A 15,914-nucleotide genomic window follows, 5' to 3' on the forward strand; every position below is an offset into this window, starting at 1 on the left:
AGGCTGTCTGACGTTTCAGACAGCCTTTTTTTAATCCAGCAGATCGGCAAGGCTGGATGCGTCCGGAGCGTAGTAGGTATTGAGCAGGATTTTTACGTCTTTATGCCCGGATATTTTTGCCAAGTCCATCACGTTAACCTTTTTTGCCATGCGCGTAAGGGCTTCGCGGCGGCTGTCGTGAAAATGCAGATCGTCGATTTCCAGTGCTTTGGTGGCGCGGCGGAATATTGCGTCTAGGGATTGGGAGGTTAGTCCGAACGTATTTTCAAATTTTAAAGGTATCAGCTTTTGCAATATTTCAATGGCTCGGCGGCTTTGGGGTACGTCGCGGCTGCTGCCGTTTTTTGTGATGTCGAGGTGTACGTATTTTTGTGATAAATGGATGTTATGGGGTTGGATGCTGCATATTTCGCCCGCGCGCATGCCGGTTTCCATTGCGTATAGGAATGCCAGTGCGACACGCTGTTTGGTTAATTTCGGCGGGGTGTCATCGTCGTATTCAAGGTAGGCGCATATTCTGCGTGCTTCTTCTTGCGTGGGCCTGCGGGTGCGCGGCGGGTTTTCTTTAGGGCGTGATATTTTTAATATGGGGTTGTCTTTGGCGTATTGCCATTCTTTCACGGCGTGGTTTAACACGGCGGATAGTGTCGATAGCTCGCGGGTTACGCTGCTGCCTTGTACATGCTTTAGTCTTTCGTCGCGCCATTCGGCGAAATGGTGGGGCTGAAGGTCTGTTGCGGGAATATTGCAGATTTTATAACGCAAGAAGCTTTCAAGTCTGATCGCTTCGCTGCGGGCGCTGCGTTTGCCGGGCGTTACTTCGTTTTTGTAGCGGGTGATGATGTCGCCTAGCGTGATGTGCTTGGGCACGATTCCCAGCGCACGGTTATTGGCATCGGTTTCGGTTTGTGCTGCCCATGCTTTTGCTTCGGCGGCGGTACGAAAGGTTTTGGAGGTGTCGATATTCTTTGTGCGTACGCGGGCAAGGTATTTGCCATTGCGCTTAACAATTGTTGCCATGATTTTTTTAGGGGATGTTGTGGTGATGGAGGTTGTAAGATACAACACAAAAAAGAATAAAGACACTCATTTGTCACAAGTGTCTTTTTATGCTTTGATTTATAAAGGAATATTGGTGCCGGCGGCAGGATTCGAACTCGCGACCCCCTGATTACAAGTCAGGTGCTCTACCAACTGAGCTACACCGGCGTTTGAAGAACTGAAATTATACAGGCTCTTTATTTTTTGACAAGGGATGAGATAGTGTTTTTTTTGTGATGTTTGTCATCATTTTGTTTTTTAATAGATAAAAATATAAAAATTGTTGGTTGGGTGATTGTTGATTTAATGCAATGGTTGAGAATTTTGTCGTGTGCTGTGCGTGCTTGTTATAAAATGCTCTCTTTTTTATTGGGTTATGGGTAATTTTATGGCTCGCCATCCTTATCATCGTGTTCGTGCGCAGAGTTTTGATTTGCCGGAGGTTGATATTTCTGAGGAGGGAAATATCCGCTCGATGCATTTGGGCAGTAAAACGATTCAGAGTTCGATGAATTTGGATAATCCTTCGGAGCTTGTGCTTTCTTACAGCCGTGCGATGATGGCTTGGCTTTTGTTTATGGATGCGCCGGAGCATATTACGCAAATCGGATTGGGCGGCGGTTCGTTTGCGCGTTGGATTGATGAGTTTTTGCCGGAAACAAAGCAAACTGCGGTGGAAATTAATCCTCAGGTTGTGAATGTGGCGCGCGGTTTGTTTGAGCTGCCTTTTGAAGAGGATGGCTTTGAAATCGTGGTGGCTGACGGTGCGGATTATGTGAAAACCTTGCTGGGCGGTACGGATGTGATTTTGGTGGATGGTTTTGATGGTGAGCAGATTATTGATGCTTTGGTGAGCGAGGAGTTTTTTCGGGATTGCCGCCGTGCGCTGAGTAAGAATGGTGTGTTTGTTACAAATTGGTGGAGTGGTGACAAACGCTATGGTCGTTTTGTGGAAAGTTTATTGGATGTTTTTGAAGGGCGGGTGCTGGAAGTGCCGGCTGAGAGTCACGGTAATGTGGCTGTGATGGCGTTTCGGAACACGCCGAAGGATCAGCGTTTAGATAGCTTGAAAAAGCGGGCTGAGAAGTTATGTGAGGCGTATGGGTTGGATTTTCGCCGTATGTTGAACGATTTGAAAGCGAATAATCAAAACAATGGTAGAACTTTTTATTTGTGATGGCGCGAGGCCTGTCTGAAAATGGTTTCAGACAGGCATGAAATAGGTTGATAATCTTGTTGAGTTGTCGGATTTAATTTTATTTGAAGAAGAATATTGTTTATTAGGTTGAGGAACGTTTTGTGGTTTTGAAATACGATCTAGTTTGGGTAGATGGCCCTTCGGGCAAATTGGAAACAATTTATTTGGCCGCTCAGGGTAACGAACGCGGAGTGGCTGTTATCAACCATCCTAATCCTTTGCAAGGTGGAACAAACACGAATAAGGTGATTCAAACGGCAGCCAAAGCTTTGGCGGCATTAGGTTTTCATTGTTATTTGCCAAATTTCCGCGGTGTGGGTAATAGTGAAGGGATGCATGACTATGGCGTAGGCGAGGTTGACGATTGTGTGGCGGTGGTTGATTTTGCGCGAATGCAGCATCCTGACGCGGAAAAGCTGGTGATAAGCGGGTTTTCTTTTGGCGGCTATGTAGCTGTGTTTACGGCGCATGTGCGCGAACCGGATTTGCTTTTGTTGATGGGGCCTGCGCTGCATCACTATGAGCGACGTGAACCGGCGGCGCCGAATGCATCGAAAACGTTGATTTTTCATGGGGCGGAAGATGAGGTTGTTGCTTTACAAAAATCGTTGGATTGGGCAGCGCCACAAAATATTCCGGTGATTGTGTTTCCGCAAACATCGCATTTTTTTCACGGCAAGTTGGTTCCTCTGCGTGATGCGGTATCGCGTTTTGCACCGGTTGTGTTGGGAATGTAAGTTGTGTGGGATGGCATAGCGGTTGGAGGATATGGCTATCAAGCTAATGTTTCTACAGTGTTTCTCTCCTTTCCTTTGAGGCTTTACCGCTTGCGGCCTGCTGCCTTGTATTAAAAATAAGTTTGTTTGCTATAGATAACAATGCCTGTCTGAAAGTTTTCAGACAGGCATTGTGTTTTCAGATTGTTGTAGCTACATGATTATGTATTTGATTAATTAGACGCAAATGTATTGCACTGAGCGGGATCGCCGCTTTGCAGTCCGCGTTTGAACCATGCGAGGCGCTGTTCGGATGTGCCGTGAGTAAAGCTGTCGGGAACAACGTAGCCTTGGTTCTGCTTTTGCAAACGGTCGTCGCCCACGGCTTCTGCGGCGTTGAAAGCTTCCTGTAAATCGTTTTCATCAAAAAAGCCTTGGGCGGCGATATAGTTGCCCCAGATGCCGGCATAGCAGTCGGCTTGCAATTCCAGTTTAACTGACAATTCATTGGCTTTTGCTTTACTTACCCCTTGTTGCATCTGGCTTACTTGCGGCAGTATGCCGGTAAGGTTTTGTATGTGGTGGCCGACTTCGTGGGCAATCACATAAGCAAAAGCGGTATCGCCTTCCGCACCAAGCTTGTGGCGCATGTCTTCATAAAAAGATAGATCAAGATAAACCTTTTTATCGGCAGGGCAGTAAAACGGCCCGGCAGCAGCTTGGCCGTAGCCGCAGCCTGTTTGCGTGCCGCCTGTGTACAGCCTCATCACAGTCGGCTCATAGCGGGCATTATGTTTTTGAAAATAAGCCGACCATACTTTTTCAGTGTCGCGTAACACAACACCGGAAAGCTCTTTGAGTTGACTTTCGAGCTTGCTGTCGATTTGGGTTTGCGGGCCGCTTTGTATAGCCGCGCCGCCTCCTACGCCGCCGACGATACCGGATAAATCTATGCCGTAATAAGCGCCGACCAATAAAACGATGATGCCTATAATTCCCGGCCCTTTGCCACCGCCTCTGCGTGGACTCTGACCGCGTCTGTCTTCTATATTGCTGCTTTGTTCACGACCTTCCCAGCGCATGATGTTCCTTATATTTTCAATGGTAACAAATAGTTTATTATAAATTATTCTGTTTGTTGTCGAAGATTATTGGATGAATGGTCGAATGACGGTCTGAAAAAGAATAAAAAACCTTTGTGGAAATACTGTTTGCGGCACATTTACTGAAAATAAAAAAACGCTGTCTTTGGATTGCAAAGACAGCGGTCAAGGATTGCATTATGAAAGGATTACAAAAATAGGAAAATACAGATACTGTTGGTACTAGTATCAGATTTATGTCGAAAGTGGTTTCATTCAATCGACATAAAATGGAATGTACATGAATTTGTAATAGATGACAAGCTTTTTATTTCTTTTGTAACTACCACTGCCTTTTCATTTTGTCGATCTGTCGTCTGTCGCGTTTGGTTGGGCGGCCTTCAGGATAAGCTGCTGTAACACGGCTGGTTTGATCAAGTAGTTTTTGCTCATCGCGTTGTTTGGCAACCGTGGCATCTTCTTCATAAAGCAACCGGGCTTCAGGAGCGGGGCGGCGTTGGTGGTTGAGCGCCTGAACAGTAACCAAGTAGGGCAGCGAGTTGAGGGTAAGGTGAATTTTGTCGCCAACGCAGATGTTTTTGCTGTTTTTAACCTTGTTGCCGTTCACGAGAATCCGCCCGAGTTCGATATGTTTTTGCGCCAGCGCCCGCGTTTTGAAAAAGCGGGCTGCCCACAGCCATTTGTCGAGCCGCATGGTGTGTTTGTCTTGAGATTCGGTCATTGTTGGTTGATGCTGTTGGTATTTTCAGACAGGCATTAGTGTAGCATATTTGTTTTGTGTGGAAGGATAAGGAATGAATGCTTGATGTTTCATTTTTTACTTGCCCAACCGCCGTTTATCGCGTAAATTCACTTTTTATTTACCATTGCATTTTACCATTTAAACTGGTTTCAGATTTAGCAGAAGAAATCAGGGAAATGAATAAAGACATCATTTTATGAAACCCGTTTTTCTAGATTTTGAGCAATCAATTGCCGAATTAAACAATAAAGTTGAAGAATTGCGTTTTGTGCAAGACGGATCTGCTGTTGATATCAGTGAAGAAATAGATCGTCTGCAAAAGAAAAGCAGCGATTTAATCAAGTCTATTTACAGCAAACTGACACCGGCCCAAGTATCCCAAGTTTCACGGCATCCCCAGCGTCCTTATACTTTAGATTATATAAAAGTTTTGTTCACAGACTTCCAAGAGTTGCACGGCGACCGCCATTACGCGGATGACCATGCCATTGTAGGCGGTTTGGCGCGATTCAACGATCAAAGCGTGGTGGTTATCGGCCATCAGAAAGGCCGCGATACGAAAGAGAAAATCCGCCGCAATTTCGGTATGCCGCGCCCGGAAGGTTACAGAAAGGCTTTGCGCTTGATGCATTTGGCGGAAAAATTTCATTTGCCAGTGCTGACATTTGTTGACACGCCGGGTGCTTATCCGGGCATCGGTGCAGAAGAACGTAATCAGTCGGAGGCAATTGGTAAGAATCTGTATGAATTAACCAAACTGCGTGTGCCGGTGATTTGTACAATTATTGGCGAAGGCGGTTCGGGTGGCGCGTTGGCCATTGCCGTAGGCGATTATGTGAATATGCTGCAATACTCGACTTATTCGGTTATCTCACCAGAGGGATGCGCATCTATTTTGTGGAAAACCGCAGAAAAAGCTGCGGATGCTGCACAAGCTTTGGGCATCACGGCAGACCGTTTGCTTAAATTGAACTTAATCGACAGAGTAGTGGAAGAACCTTTGGGCGGAGCGCATAGAGATCATGGTGAAACCATGAACCGCTTGAAGAAAGTTTTAACTGAGCAGTTGCGTGAAGCGCAATCTATGCCTATGTCTGATTTGCTGATGCGCCGTTTTGATCGGATTATGGCTTACGGCCAATATCTTGAAAAATGAGTGCTGTGTAGATTTTATACAAATTGAGGAAGGTAAGCGATTGCTTGCCTTTTTTGTTTTTGATTGGGCGGGTATGATATGCCTGTCTGAAAATATGGATATGAATAATCATGTTATCTGACTTGGATAAGCGTTTGTTGTCCAAATTGTCGGTTTCATTCGATCGTTGTGTGAATCAGGGTGCTTCGATAGAGGTTGGGTTGAGTGGCGGTTTGGACTCGATAGTTTTACTGCACTTGCTTAACCGCTTGAGAAATGACAGACAGTTTGATTTATGCTCAGTGCATATTCATCATGGCTTACAGGCTACGGCAGATGATTGGCCGCGATTTTGTGGTGAGTTTTGCCAAATACTTCAAATTCCTTTTCGCGTGGAGTATGTTCAAGCAAATACTGAAAAGGTTGGTGTGGAGGCGGGCGCCAGACGGGCGCGTTATCAGGCTTTCATGCAGAGTAGAGCAGATATCGTGGCATTGGCGCACCATCAAGACGATCAGGTGGAAACATTTATGCTGTCTGCTTTGCGTGGCAGCGGTATTAGAGGATTGTCGGCCATGCCTGAGTTGCGTGAGTTGGGTGAGCAGCATCAGTTATGGCGCCCTTTTTTAGAAATAACTCGGCAGGAGTTATCGGCTTATGCGCAGCTTCATTGTTTGCAATACATTGATGACCCCAGTAACACTGATGAATCTCTATTGCGCAATTGGTTGAGAAACACGGGGTTGCCTATCTGGCGCGCACGATTGCCTTTTTTAGACCGCCATATTATGACAAGCGTTAAAACGCTTCAGGAAGAGTTGGCGGTGTTGGAGGAAGTGTCTGAACAGGATAAACAGGCAATTTATCATTCAGGTTTTTTTGATTGTACTGTTTGGCGTAAGTTAACTGCGGCGCGTCAAAGCAGGCAGTTATTGTTTATGGTAAAACAAAACAATCTAGGCATTCCTACTCAAGCATCGCTCAATGATTTCCGTCGGGTTTTGAACGAATGCGGAAATGGATCGGCGGAATGGTGTTTGCATGGCGGTAAAATTTATGCTTACCAGAGCCGTTTGTTTTGCGTTCACGATAATTGGTTGGATGATTGTGTCTGGCTGAAACCAACATGCCTGTCTGAAAATAGCAGTGCTTCTTTAAATACTGTTTTAGAGAAGGCTAATTTTAAGCTGTGTAGACATTTGTATGGGCTTCGTGAAGATGTTTTAGAGCAGGTTGGCAATATTAGAGCGGTAAGTACCGATGATATGATTGAATTGACCGTTGGGCATAAAAAAGTACGGAAATTATTGCAAGAATGCAAGATTCCCCCCTTCGTTAGACCATATTGGCCTGTCATCACCAACCAAGAGGGTCAGTGTATTGCTGTGGCAAATTTATGGGTTAATCCCGGTTATGCCTGTCTGAACGGTGTTGTTCTGCATTTTGAAAAATTTAGTTGCTTTGTTTTGGAACCAAAGTAAAAATAGAGTGTCATAGTTTATAAGAATTAAAGACGCTCTGCTTTTGCTTTCCTGACGCATTTAAGGGTAAGTATGAAAGATCGTGAAGCCGATCAAGCTCTGGTTGAGCGTGCACAAAAAGGTGAACAAAAGGCTTTTGAGTTGCTGGTATCTAAGTACCAGCGCCGCCTTACGCGCTTACTGTCACGTTTTATAAAAGACGAACATACGGTAAATGACGTTGCACAAGAAGCGTTGATAAAAGCATATTGTGCGTTGCCTAATTTCCGCGGTGAGAGTGCCTTTTATACATGGCTTTATCGTATAGGCATTAATACTGCAAAAAATTATTTGGCAACCAACGGTAAGTTGAGTGTTATTAGCGCAGATGTTGCAAATGAGGAGGGGGATGTTCTTGATTTGGTTGAACAAATCGCAGATGAGCATACCCCTGAAGCTGAATTGATGAATAGGGAAATTCTGCAGACCGTTGAGACTGCAGTAGCGAGACTGCCGGATGATTTGCGCCGTGCAATCACATTGCGTGAAATGGAAGGCTTGTCTTACGATGAAATTGCTCAGATTATGGATTGTCCAATCGGTACAGTGCGCTCCCGGATTTTCAGGGCACGGGAAGTGATTGCCAGCGACTTAAGGCCACTATTGGATACATCCGAAGACCAACGATGGTGATGAAATGGCTCAAGAAAAAGATTTTGAATTTGTGTCTGCGGCAATGGACGGCGAATTGTCTGATGATGAATTAGACCGACTGTTGCAAGACGAGGATGTTCAGGAAAGATGGTATCAGTATCATCTTATCCGGGACTGTATGCAATATAACCAGCAAGTTGTAGGTAAAGATATTGAGTTTACCTCGCAAGAAAGCTTTCTGGCTAAACTGAATGCAATTACAGAGGAGCGTAAGGCTGCTTTGGCATCGGGGGAAGGTGTGCAATGCAAGCAACCTGTTGTTAGGGAAGCTTCCAACCATAATTTCCGCTGGTTCTCAGTTGCAGCAAGTGTATTGGCTGTTGCGGTGATTACATGGCAAATGTTGCCTGCTAATAATGACAGTGCGGCTGGAGAAGTGGCGACAAAGAGTATTGAAAAAGTACAACCTGCAGACAGTGCTGTTGTGCCTGTTTCAACTAAGCCTTCGGCTGCGCCTGGCAATAAGAGTGCTGATGTAGTTGTGCCGCAAGCCGCAATTGAAAACCAAAATAATGCGGAAATTAAATCAGCCGTGCAAACTGAAAAACAAGATGTAAATCAAGAGCGTCAGCACACAGATGTGAAGCCTGTCGTGCAATAATCTTGTATATTTTTTGTGAGAACAAGCTCTGCTTTATAGCAGAGCTTGTTTTGTTTGTAACGATATTGCTACAAGTTTCAGTGGAATGACCTAGAGAGAAATTTGCTTGTGTGTATGGTTGTAAAATTAAAGGGATACCCTACCAAAGTATGATGGAAAGAGGCCAGAATAAATGCCTGTCTGAAAAACTTTCAGACAGGCATTTATTCTGGAATGATTATTGTAGTTTCAAACGTTATTAGCAATGTTTGCTGCTTTTTCGGGAACGTGCAGCCTGTTGGCGGATGGCGCTTTGCTTTGCGAGGAAAGCGCGTTTGGCTGCTTGAAATATTGTTTGTCTTCTGCGATGTTGCATAATAAATCCTTTCTTTATTATTAATATCTTACTTTTTTAGTATTTCATTAATATGACAGGCTTTGCAGAATAAAGAAAGGTGTTTTACACCAAACAGCATTATGTAAGGTTCTGCGGTTTCAGGTTAAGGCCACAGCCAAGCCCATACACGCCGTCCCTCGCTTTGCAGGATCATGAAGGTGCGGCAGGCTGCCGGTGTGGTCATGGTTTCCAAACCTATGCCTTTTGCGGCGAGCTTGGCGGTAATTTTGGGGTGGAGGAAACAGTGTTTTCTACCGGTGCCAACCAAAATCACTTCGGGAGCTAATGTATTTTCAAATTGGGATAGGAAAAATTGATCATCAACAGTTTGTAAGCTTACCTGGCTGATAGGTAAGATTTCCTTCTCTGTGATGCACAGGGGGAGGGAGTGGTTGGTGCCGTTAATTTCTATTTTATCTCTATTACAGGCGGTGATAGCCAGTGTGTTTTGCAGGCGGTTTTCTTCAATATGCATGGTGTTTCTTTCTTGGTTTTTCGGCCAAAATCGGGTACGATTATTGGTTTATTTTGTAACAGTTTATACCAACGCATCAGGGCTTAACAAGGAGATAGGATGAAGCCAGTCAATATCGGTATCTTGGGTTTGGGAACCGTAGGCAAGGGGACGGTTGAGGTTTTGAACCATAATGCCGAAGAAATCAGCCGCCGCTTGGGGCGTGATGTTAATGTGTTTATGGTTTCTACACGTAATGTGGAGAATGCGCGTCGTATCTGCTCTGAGCAAACTTTAATGACGACCGATCCTTTTGAGGTGGTTAAGCATCCTGAGGTGGATGTGGTGGTTGAGTTATTTGGCGGTACGGAAATCGCCAAAGATTTGGTGCTGGAAGCGATTAATCAGGGCAAACATGTGGTTACCGCCAATAAAAAGCTTTTGGCCGAATACGGCAATGAGATTTTTGCCAAAGCCGAAGAAAAAAACGTAATGGTCCAGTTTGAAGCGGCAGTAGCGGGTGGCATACCAATTATTAAGGCCTTGAGAGAAGGCTTGGCCGCCAACAATATCCGCAGTATTGTCGGGATTATTAACGGAACCAGTAATTTTATTTTGAGTGAGATGCGGGAAAAAGGCAGCTCGTTTGCTGATGTATTGAAGCAGGCTCAGGAATTGGGCTATGCGGAAGCCGATCCGACTTTTGATATTGAAGGTCACGATGCTGGTCATAAAATTACCATTATGTCTGCTTTGGCCTTTGGAACTCCGGTAAATTTTAATGCCTGTTATCTGGAAGGCATCAGCAAGCTGGATAGCCGCGATATTAAATATGCAGAAGAATTGGGCTATCGCATCAAGTTATTGGGAATTACCCGCAAAACAGGAAAAGGTATTGAGTTGCGCGTACATCCTACTTTAATTCCAGAAGTGCGCTTGATTGCCAATGTAAACGGTGTGATGAATGCCGTACGTGTAGATGCTGATATGGTTGGTGAAACAATGTACTACGGTGCGGGTGCGGGTTCTCTGCCTACTGCTAGCGCGGTGGTGGCCGACATTATGGATATCAGCCGCTTGATCACTGCGGATACGGGTAATCGTGTGCCGCCATTGGCGTTTCAATCCGGTGAGGTAAAAGAGCAGGTTATTCTGCCAATGGATGAGGTTGTCAGCAGTTATTATCTGCGGGTTCAGGTAGATGATGAGCCGGGTGTTATGGCGCAGATTACGAAATTGCTTGCAGATGAAAAAGTGTCTATTGAAGCCTTGATTCAGAAAGGTGTGATTGACCAATCAACGGCGGAGATTGTCATTTTAACGCACAGCACGATAGAAAAACGCGTGAAGGCGGTCATTGCGGGTATCGAGCAATTACCTTGTGTGCGTGGCGGTGTAACGATGATCCGTATGGAGAGCTTACATGGCAGAAACGGATAATCAACCGAAGTTGCAACAGGACGAAGAGCAGCTGCGTGCGGCGGAGTTGAAAAAGAGCAAGGCAAAAATCCGCACTATCCGCATTTGGCTGTGGGTGATTGCCGGTTTGTTTGCTGCGTTTTTCTTTCTCTCGCAATGTGCGATGTCTAAGCCGAAGGCGAAAGCGGCTATTATTGAGTCGTGTATCAAGAATGTGCCGTTTACCGATAAATGGCAGGCGGATTTGAAAGCACGGGGTTTGGAAAGCCAGTCTGAAAAACTGATTCAGGATTACTGCGTTTGTATGTGGGATGAACCGCTGGAGAAGCTGACCGATAAGCAAATCCGTTCAATGAGTAAGATAGATGCAAAAGCACAGCTTGATTTGTTGGGTGGTGCCGATGCGTTTGAGAAACGCGATGAGCAATGCGTTGCACGATTGAAATAAATAAAACCGCCTGATAATTTATCAGGCGGTTTTATTTATAAGGAGAGTCAGAGATGCGTGAGTGGCAGATTTACTGCGCAGGTGGCGATGTGTTTTTACCGGAACCGAAGCGCAAGCAGGTGTTTGATAGCATGAAGAAGTTGGCCGAAGATTTTTCAGACAGGCATTATAGCTTCCGGCTTTTGATTCCTTTGGATAACGAAGTTGTTTTGCAACCGGGTGATTCAGTGGAGGTAAAACGCGCCAATGCACTTACAATCCGTTTGGCTAATGAAGAAATGATACGCCGCTGTGATGTGGTGATTGCTAATCTGTCTCCTTTTCGAGGAGAGGAGCCGGATTGTGGCACGACTTACGAATGTGGTTTTGCACGTGCATTGGGCAAGCCAGTGTTGGTATATACCGATAATCCAGTAGAACAAACGGTAAAATATGCGGGATTTGATTTCGATTGCGAAGCCGTAGATGGCAGATTCGCTTATTCGGAAGTAGAGGATTTTGCTTTGCCTTTTAATCTGATGCTTTATGATGCAGACACACCTGTGTTTGCAAGCTTTGCTGATGCGTTGCTGTTTTATGTTACTTGGAATGGGAAGTTTTGATAACTCGATTTCAAGGCGGAATAAGGAGGTTGTAATGCCTGAAAATAAGCATAAAGCAGGGCATGTTCGGCAAGGAAAAAAACAAAGCCAGCCGTTTTGGCAGGCCGACAAACCTTATCTGCATGAGCATCATATTAGTGATGCGCGTTTCCGTTTGCTGGGTTATGTGATGGCTTTTTTGGCCGGGGCAATTAATGCGGGCGGTTTTTTTGCAGTTGCCCGTTATACCTCGCATGTGACGGGTGAGATGTCTTTTGCTGCAGATATGATGTATACGGGTGAATGGCAGGCTGTAACCGTGGCAATGTTGGGCGTTGTGAGTTTCATCATAGGCGCGGCGCATTCGAGCTGGGTGATTCTGTGGACGCAACGTCAGCGGTTCCGTGGTAGTTTCGGTTTGTCGATGTGGCTGGAAGGGCTGTATTTATTGTTTTTTGGTTTTTTAGGTGTGACCGAAGTAGAATGGAGCGGCGGCACTTGGCCTTCAATTGCCATGCTTTTGCTGTGTTTTATTATGGGCATGCATAATACGGTGATGACGATTTTGTCTGGTGGCGTGATCCGCTCTACGCATATGACAGGCACGGTTACCGATTTGGGCATTGAAATCTCCAAAGTGCTGTATTATAGCCGTAGCGATAATCCCAAAATACCTAATGTGAATGTGAACAAACCAAAGATGAAGTTGCTGTGTGGGCTGATGATGGCCTTTGTTGCAGGTGGTTTTATCGGAGCATGGGGATATCATACAGTGGGGCACCATTTTGCTTTGCCTGTGTCTTTGGTACTGTTTATATTGGGATTCGGATCGGTAGGCTATGATGTGCGACTGAGGATTAAATGGTGGTTGATTGCTCGCTTGAAAAAGCGGTAAAGGTTGAGCAAGGACTGTTCAGACAGGCATTGATATATAATCATGAAACTATTGTGAATCAACTTAAAAATATTACATTTGCATATTTGGGCTTGATTTGGGTATCTTTAGTTACAGTAGCGTTGAGAAATACCCAGATCAAGCCCTAGTATGATTCAACTGTTGTTAAGTGTTTGGTTTGTAGATATAAATTTTTATACGGCGGTTTGGCTGCCTCGCTGTAACACCTACGGCTTGTCGTTTAGCACGAAAAGTTTAGTTTCATAATTAAAGGTTTCTTCTCTATTGATTGATTTGAGAATAATAAAATGCCTGTCTGAATTTCAGACAGGCATTTTATTATGCTGATTTACTTACCAGTATAAGCTTGATATTGGTAGTAGTTGCGTGCGGTGCGTTCCACACCGTTAAAGATTACGCCTTCAACTTTAATACCAGCGTTATTCAGGCGGCTCATGCTGTCTTCCAGCTCATCATGAGAAGTTTTTCTATAACGGGCGATCAATAAAGTTAAATCAGCAACTCGGCCAATGATAGAGCTATCGGTTACAGCCAATACAGGAGGAGTATCGATAATTACATAATCGTATTTATCTTTGGCAGTGGCAATAAACTCTTTAAATTTATCACTCATTAACATCTCAGACGGGCTCTGTGGTGAATGACCGCGAGAAATGAAATCCAAGCCTGGAACATCGGTATGTTTGATGCTGGCATCAAAAGTTGATGAACCATCTAAAATTTCAGCCAAGCCATTTTCTTCCGTTAAACCGAAAGAGTGATGCAGCATGCCACGGCGTAAGTCGGCATCGACCAGTAATACTCGTGAACCTGCTTGAGCTGTAACTGTAGCTAGGTTGGAAGACACAAATGATTTGCCCACACCAGGAGTGGTACCGGCGATCATGATCATGCTGCTCTTATTGTTAATAGTAGCAAAATGCAGGTTGGTGCGCAGAGCACGAATAGTTTCTACTGCAACATCGTTGGTATGGATATTGGCAAGTAGATATTGTGGGCGCTTGCTCTTACCTGCGCTCAAACGGTTGTAACGTTTGTCGGCTTTCATTTGAGTGTTGGAAGCCGGGATTGTTGAAATCAGGTTGTAGCCCATCGCGCGAATATCATCAGATACTTTAATGGTTGGGCGTGCAATTGCGCGTAACACAAAGAGAGAAGAGGCCAATAAACCTGCTGCAATGGCGGAAAGCAGAGTAATCATTGCACGGCGTGGTTTAAATGGTTTTTCTTCAGCAACTGCAGGGTCTATAACACGAATATTACCTTGAGAGCTCGCTTTTAAAATGTTCAATTCTTGTTGACGGTTTAATAATTGAACATAAGTGGCTTGGTTGATTTCTACGTCGCGGTTCAAACGGATAACTTCTTGCTCGGTTTGAGGCAAGGTAGAAATTTGGCGGTTAATGCGGTCTCTGGCTTCTTCCAATACTTTCAAACGATCACGAACAGATTTGTAAGAAGGATGCTCTGGGGTGTAAAGCTCAGACATGCCCGCCTCTTCTGCACGTAGCGTCGTAATTTGGGTTTCTATATCTGTCAAGCTGCGAAGCGCACCTTGGGCTTCTGATGGAATATCAACTGAACCGGTATTGGTACGGTATTGATTTAATTTGGTTTCTGCATCTTGCAAAGATTGTTTTAAACGAGGCAATTCTTCGCTGATAAACGCTAAACCACTTGTGGCCATTTGAACATCACGATTTTTGTTTTGGCTAACATAGTTATCGATAATATGGTTAAGGACAGTTTCAATTTTTTTTCTTTCTGTGCCGGTATAGCCTAAAGTTATCAGAGGGCTACCGTCACCTTGTGCGCTTACAGATAAATTATCGGTAATGTTATTAATGGCTTTTAAGCGTGAAAGCTTGGTGATTGAAAAAGATTGTCCCGGTTCTGCAAGGATTTGATTGATAAAAAACTCACCATTATTGGAAAATTTTAGAGGTTTGCCTACTTTGCCTTCTAAGGATTCACCATCGGGAGTAGTCAAGATATAAGAAGTTGGGCTCTCTACTTTTAAACTAAAAGTTTGATTTTCAAAGTCTTCTGGTGCTGTAAAGCGCTCAACTTTAATTGTAGGCTGGCCAGCATTACTGAATTTAGCTAATGTCGAACCAATTATAGGGGTGTAAATTGGTTGAATATCTAAGTCTAGCTGTAGATTATCAACGGTTTGACCGATAACTGAACGTGATTTGATTAAGTCAATTTCAGCATCAGGACTTGAACCATTCATACCCCTTTGAGGTAGGGCTCCGGTATTGAGTTGAGGCAAAATTTGATTGTTTTGCGCCTCTACTGCAAGTAAGGCATCCGCACGGTACACAGGTTGGGCAGACATACTATAAAGACCGCCGACAATGAAACCTGCTGCAATAGCTGTTCCAATAGGTAATTTATGGCGATACAAAATAGTCAGTAATTGACGTAAATCAATCGAACTTTCAAATGCTTGGGTAGATTTAGTTGCCATTTATTTATTCTCTAAAAATTTGAGCGGGTTATTTTGATAAACCAATATTTCAAGATAGAGTTGTGTATTTAATTTAAGTTGCACTCGGAAAAACCAAATTATTTCAGTTTTTCAGCCCATGTTTTACAGGCATTTTCAATTTGTCGATAAATTTGATCAAATGTATCCTGGCTTTTTTTGTAAGGGTCTTGTATGAACAAAGGGCTTGTCCATTGACCTAAAAGCATAGTTTTACTGCGGGCTTGCGGACAAATTAACGCTATATCTTCAATATGCGATTCTTCCATTACTAAGATTAAGTCTGAAAACTCGCACATTTGAGGAGTTAATTGCCGTGCAATATGCGGTGATATATCTATACCATTTTTATGAGCTGATAAAATAGCCTTGGGTTCCACTTTCCGGTTTGGTGTTGCGTTAATACCTGCCGAAGCAATAAATAAATCTGGCAATAGTTGTTTTAAAATATATTCTGCTGTGGGAGAACGACAAATATTGCCAGTACACACAATTAATATCTTGTCATACTTCATGAAC

General features: G+C 44.2%; 16 protein-coding genes and 1 tRNA gene. 10 read left to right on the top strand and 7 right to left on the bottom strand.

The annotated features are described in order from the left end of the window. Positions 1 to 30: 30 nt before the first annotated feature. Both HMPREF9370_RS04525 and HMPREF9370_RS04530 read right to left on the bottom strand, forming a co-directional pair. Positions 31 to 1,020, bottom strand: coding sequence for a tyrosine-type recombinase/integrase (locus tag HMPREF9370_RS04525; RefSeq protein WP_009116162.1), 990 nt, complete (start codon positions 1,018 to 1,020; stop codon positions 31 to 33). A gap of 113 nt (positions 1,021 to 1,133) precedes the next feature. Then, a tRNA-Thr gene (locus HMPREF9370_RS04530) sits at positions 1,134 to 1,209 on the bottom strand. Positions 1,210 to 1,429: 220 nt separating this feature from the next. On the opposite strand from HMPREF9370_RS04530, the gene HMPREF9370_RS04535 reads away from it, so the two are divergent. After that, complete coding sequence (locus HMPREF9370_RS04535) at positions 1,430 to 2,218, top strand: polyamine aminopropyltransferase (protein WP_040667459.1); 789 nt, start codon at positions 1,430 to 1,432, stop codon at positions 2,216 to 2,218. Positions 2,219 to 2,340: 122 nt separating this feature from the next. Then, positions 2,341 to 2,976: an alpha/beta hydrolase gene (locus HMPREF9370_RS04540; RefSeq protein ID WP_009116165.1), complete on the top strand. Its 636-nt coding sequence runs from the start codon at positions 2,341 to 2,343 to the stop codon at positions 2,974 to 2,976. Between the two features lie 212 nt (positions 2,977 to 3,188). Here the strand turns inward: HMPREF9370_RS04540 and ypfJ are convergent, their stop codons facing one another. Both ypfJ and HMPREF9370_RS04550 read right to left on the bottom strand, forming a co-directional pair. Continuing rightward, a complete protein-coding gene (gene ypfJ, locus HMPREF9370_RS04545) occupies positions 3,189 to 4,037 on the bottom strand; it encodes a KPN_02809 family neutral zinc metallopeptidase (RefSeq protein ID WP_009116166.1) in 849 nt (282 codons plus the stop codon). A gap of 343 nt (positions 4,038 to 4,380) precedes the next feature. After that, positions 4,381 to 4,779, bottom strand: coding sequence for an RNA-binding S4 domain-containing protein (locus tag HMPREF9370_RS04550; RefSeq protein ID WP_009116168.1), 399 nt, complete (start codon positions 4,777 to 4,779; stop codon positions 4,381 to 4,383). A 217-nt stretch (positions 4,780 to 4,996) separates the two neighbouring features. On the opposite strand from HMPREF9370_RS04550, the gene HMPREF9370_RS04555 reads away from it, so the two are divergent. The 4 genes from HMPREF9370_RS04555 to HMPREF9370_RS04570 all read left to right on the top strand — a co-directional run bounded on the left by HMPREF9370_RS04555 (position 4,997) and on the right by HMPREF9370_RS04570 (position 8,710). After that, positions 4,997 to 5,956 (top strand): acetyl-CoA carboxylase carboxyltransferase subunit alpha, encoded by a 960-nt coding sequence (locus tag HMPREF9370_RS04555; protein WP_009116170.1) that lies wholly within the window; start codon positions 4,997 to 4,999, stop codon positions 5,954 to 5,956. Positions 5,957 to 6,066: 110 nt separating this feature from the next. Further along, the gene (tilS, locus tag HMPREF9370_RS04560) at positions 6,067 to 7,416 is read left to right on the top strand and encodes a tRNA lysidine(34) synthetase TilS (RefSeq protein ID WP_009116172.1); all 1,350 of its coding nucleotides are present in this window, start codon (positions 6,067 to 6,069) and stop codon (positions 7,414 to 7,416) included. Positions 7,417 to 7,488: 72 nt separating this feature from the next. Next, a complete protein-coding gene (gene rpoE / locus HMPREF9370_RS04565) occupies positions 7,489 to 8,088 on the top strand; it encodes an RNA polymerase sigma factor RpoE (RefSeq protein ID WP_009116173.1) in 600 nt (199 codons plus the stop codon). A 4-nt stretch (positions 8,089 to 8,092) separates the two neighbouring features. After that, positions 8,093 to 8,710: a sigma-E factor negative regulatory protein gene (locus HMPREF9370_RS04570; protein ID WP_009116174.1), complete on the top strand. Its 618-nt coding sequence runs from the start codon at positions 8,093 to 8,095 to the stop codon at positions 8,708 to 8,710. A gap of 479 nt (positions 8,711 to 9,189) precedes the next feature. On the opposite strand, the gene HMPREF9370_RS04575 is transcribed toward HMPREF9370_RS04570, so the two are convergent. Next, complete coding sequence (locus HMPREF9370_RS04575) at positions 9,190 to 9,561, bottom strand: Mth938-like domain-containing protein (protein ID WP_009116176.1); 372 nt, start codon at positions 9,559 to 9,561, stop codon at positions 9,190 to 9,192. A 99-nt stretch (positions 9,562 to 9,660) separates the two neighbouring features. Between HMPREF9370_RS04575 and HMPREF9370_RS04580 the strand changes: the two genes are divergently transcribed. The 4 genes from HMPREF9370_RS04580 to HMPREF9370_RS04595 are packed head-to-tail and all read left to right on the top strand — an operon-like array spanning position 9,661 to position 12,883. Further along, the gene (locus HMPREF9370_RS04580) at positions 9,661 to 10,980 is read left to right on the top strand and encodes a homoserine dehydrogenase (RefSeq protein ID WP_009116177.1); all 1,320 of its coding nucleotides are present in this window, start codon (positions 9,661 to 9,663) and stop codon (positions 10,978 to 10,980) included. After that, a complete protein-coding gene (locus tag HMPREF9370_RS04585; protein WP_009116178.1) occupies positions 10,964 to 11,407 on the top strand; it encodes a hypothetical protein in 444 nt (147 codons plus the stop codon). The genes HMPREF9370_RS04580 and HMPREF9370_RS04585 overlap by 17 nt, the downstream gene beginning before the upstream one ends. A 53-nt stretch (positions 11,408 to 11,460) precedes the next feature. Continuing rightward, complete coding sequence (locus tag HMPREF9370_RS04590; RefSeq protein WP_009116179.1) at positions 11,461 to 12,009, top strand: nucleoside 2-deoxyribosyltransferase; 549 nt, start codon at positions 11,461 to 11,463, stop codon at positions 12,007 to 12,009. A gap of 34 nt (positions 12,010 to 12,043) precedes the next feature. After that, the gene (locus tag HMPREF9370_RS04595) at positions 12,044 to 12,883 is read left to right on the top strand and encodes a YoaK family protein (RefSeq protein WP_040666902.1); all 840 of its coding nucleotides are present in this window, start codon (positions 12,044 to 12,046) and stop codon (positions 12,881 to 12,883) included. A 349-nt stretch (positions 12,884 to 13,232) separates the two neighbouring features. On the opposite strand, the gene HMPREF9370_RS04600 is transcribed toward HMPREF9370_RS04595, so the two are convergent. Both HMPREF9370_RS04600 and HMPREF9370_RS04605 read right to left on the bottom strand, forming a co-directional pair. Beyond that, entirely contained in the window at positions 13,233 to 15,377 is a 2,145-nt protein-coding gene (locus HMPREF9370_RS04600) for a polysaccharide biosynthesis tyrosine autokinase (RefSeq protein WP_009116182.1), read from the bottom strand. Between the two features lie 98 nt (positions 15,378 to 15,475). After that, complete coding sequence (locus HMPREF9370_RS04605) at positions 15,476 to 15,910, bottom strand: low molecular weight protein-tyrosine-phosphatase (RefSeq protein WP_009116183.1); 435 nt, start codon at positions 15,908 to 15,910, stop codon at positions 15,476 to 15,478. Positions 15,911 to 15,914 lie beyond the last annotated feature (4 nt).

This window comes from Neisseria wadsworthii 9715, from assembly GCF_000227765.1.
In the GTDB taxonomy this organism is placed as follows: Bacteria; Pseudomonadota; Gammaproteobacteria; order Burkholderiales; family Neisseriaceae; genus Neisseria; species Neisseria wadsworthii.

Bases quoted from the DNA above. Each gene is read 5' to 3' on its own strand.
- HMPREF9370_RS04555 (WP_009116170.1), top strand. From the start codon at position 4,997: ATGAAACCCGTTTTTCTAGATTTTGAGCAATCAATTGCCGAATTAAAC.
- HMPREF9370_RS04580 (WP_009116177.1), top strand. From the start codon at position 9,661: ATGAAGCCAGTCAATATCGGTATCTTGGGTTTGGGAACCGTAGGCAAG.
- HMPREF9370_RS04600 (WP_009116182.1), bottom strand. From the start codon at position 15,377: ATGGCAACTAAATCTACCCAAGCATTTGAAAGTTCGATTGATTTACGT.
- HMPREF9370_RS04570 (WP_009116174.1), top strand. From the start codon at position 8,093: ATGGCTCAAGAAAAAGATTTTGAATTTGTGTCTGCGGCAATGGACGGC.
- HMPREF9370_RS04550 (WP_009116168.1), bottom strand. From the start codon at position 4,779: ATGACCGAATCTCAAGACAAACACACCATGCGGCTCGACAAATGGCTG.
- HMPREF9370_RS04605 (WP_009116183.1), bottom strand. From the start codon at position 15,910: ATGAAGTATGACAAGATATTAATTGTGTGTACTGGCAATATTTGTCGT.
- HMPREF9370_RS04585 (WP_009116178.1), top strand. From the start codon at position 10,964: ATGGCAGAAACGGATAATCAACCGAAGTTGCAACAGGACGAAGAGCAG.
- rpoE (WP_009116173.1), top strand. From the start codon at position 7,489: ATGAAAGATCGTGAAGCCGATCAAGCTCTGGTTGAGCGTGCACAAAAA.
- HMPREF9370_RS04575 (WP_009116176.1), bottom strand. From the start codon at position 9,561: ATGCATATTGAAGAAAACCGCCTGCAAAACACACTGGCTATCACCGCC.
- HMPREF9370_RS04590 (WP_009116179.1), top strand. From the start codon at position 11,461: ATGCGTGAGTGGCAGATTTACTGCGCAGGTGGCGATGTGTTTTTACCG.
- ypfJ (WP_009116166.1), bottom strand. From the start codon at position 4,037: ATGCGCTGGGAAGGTCGTGAACAAAGCAGCAATATAGAAGACAGACGC.
- HMPREF9370_RS04595 (WP_040666902.1), top strand. From the start codon at position 12,044: ATGCCTGAAAATAAGCATAAAGCAGGGCATGTTCGGCAAGGAAAAAAA.
- tilS (WP_009116172.1), top strand. From the start codon at position 6,067: ATGTTATCTGACTTGGATAAGCGTTTGTTGTCCAAATTGTCGGTTTCA.
- HMPREF9370_RS04535 (WP_040667459.1), top strand. From the start codon at position 1,430: ATGGCTCGCCATCCTTATCATCGTGTTCGTGCGCAGAGTTTTGATTTG.
- HMPREF9370_RS04525 (WP_009116162.1), bottom strand. From the start codon at position 1,020: ATGGCAACAATTGTTAAGCGCAATGGCAAATACCTTGCCCGCGTACGC.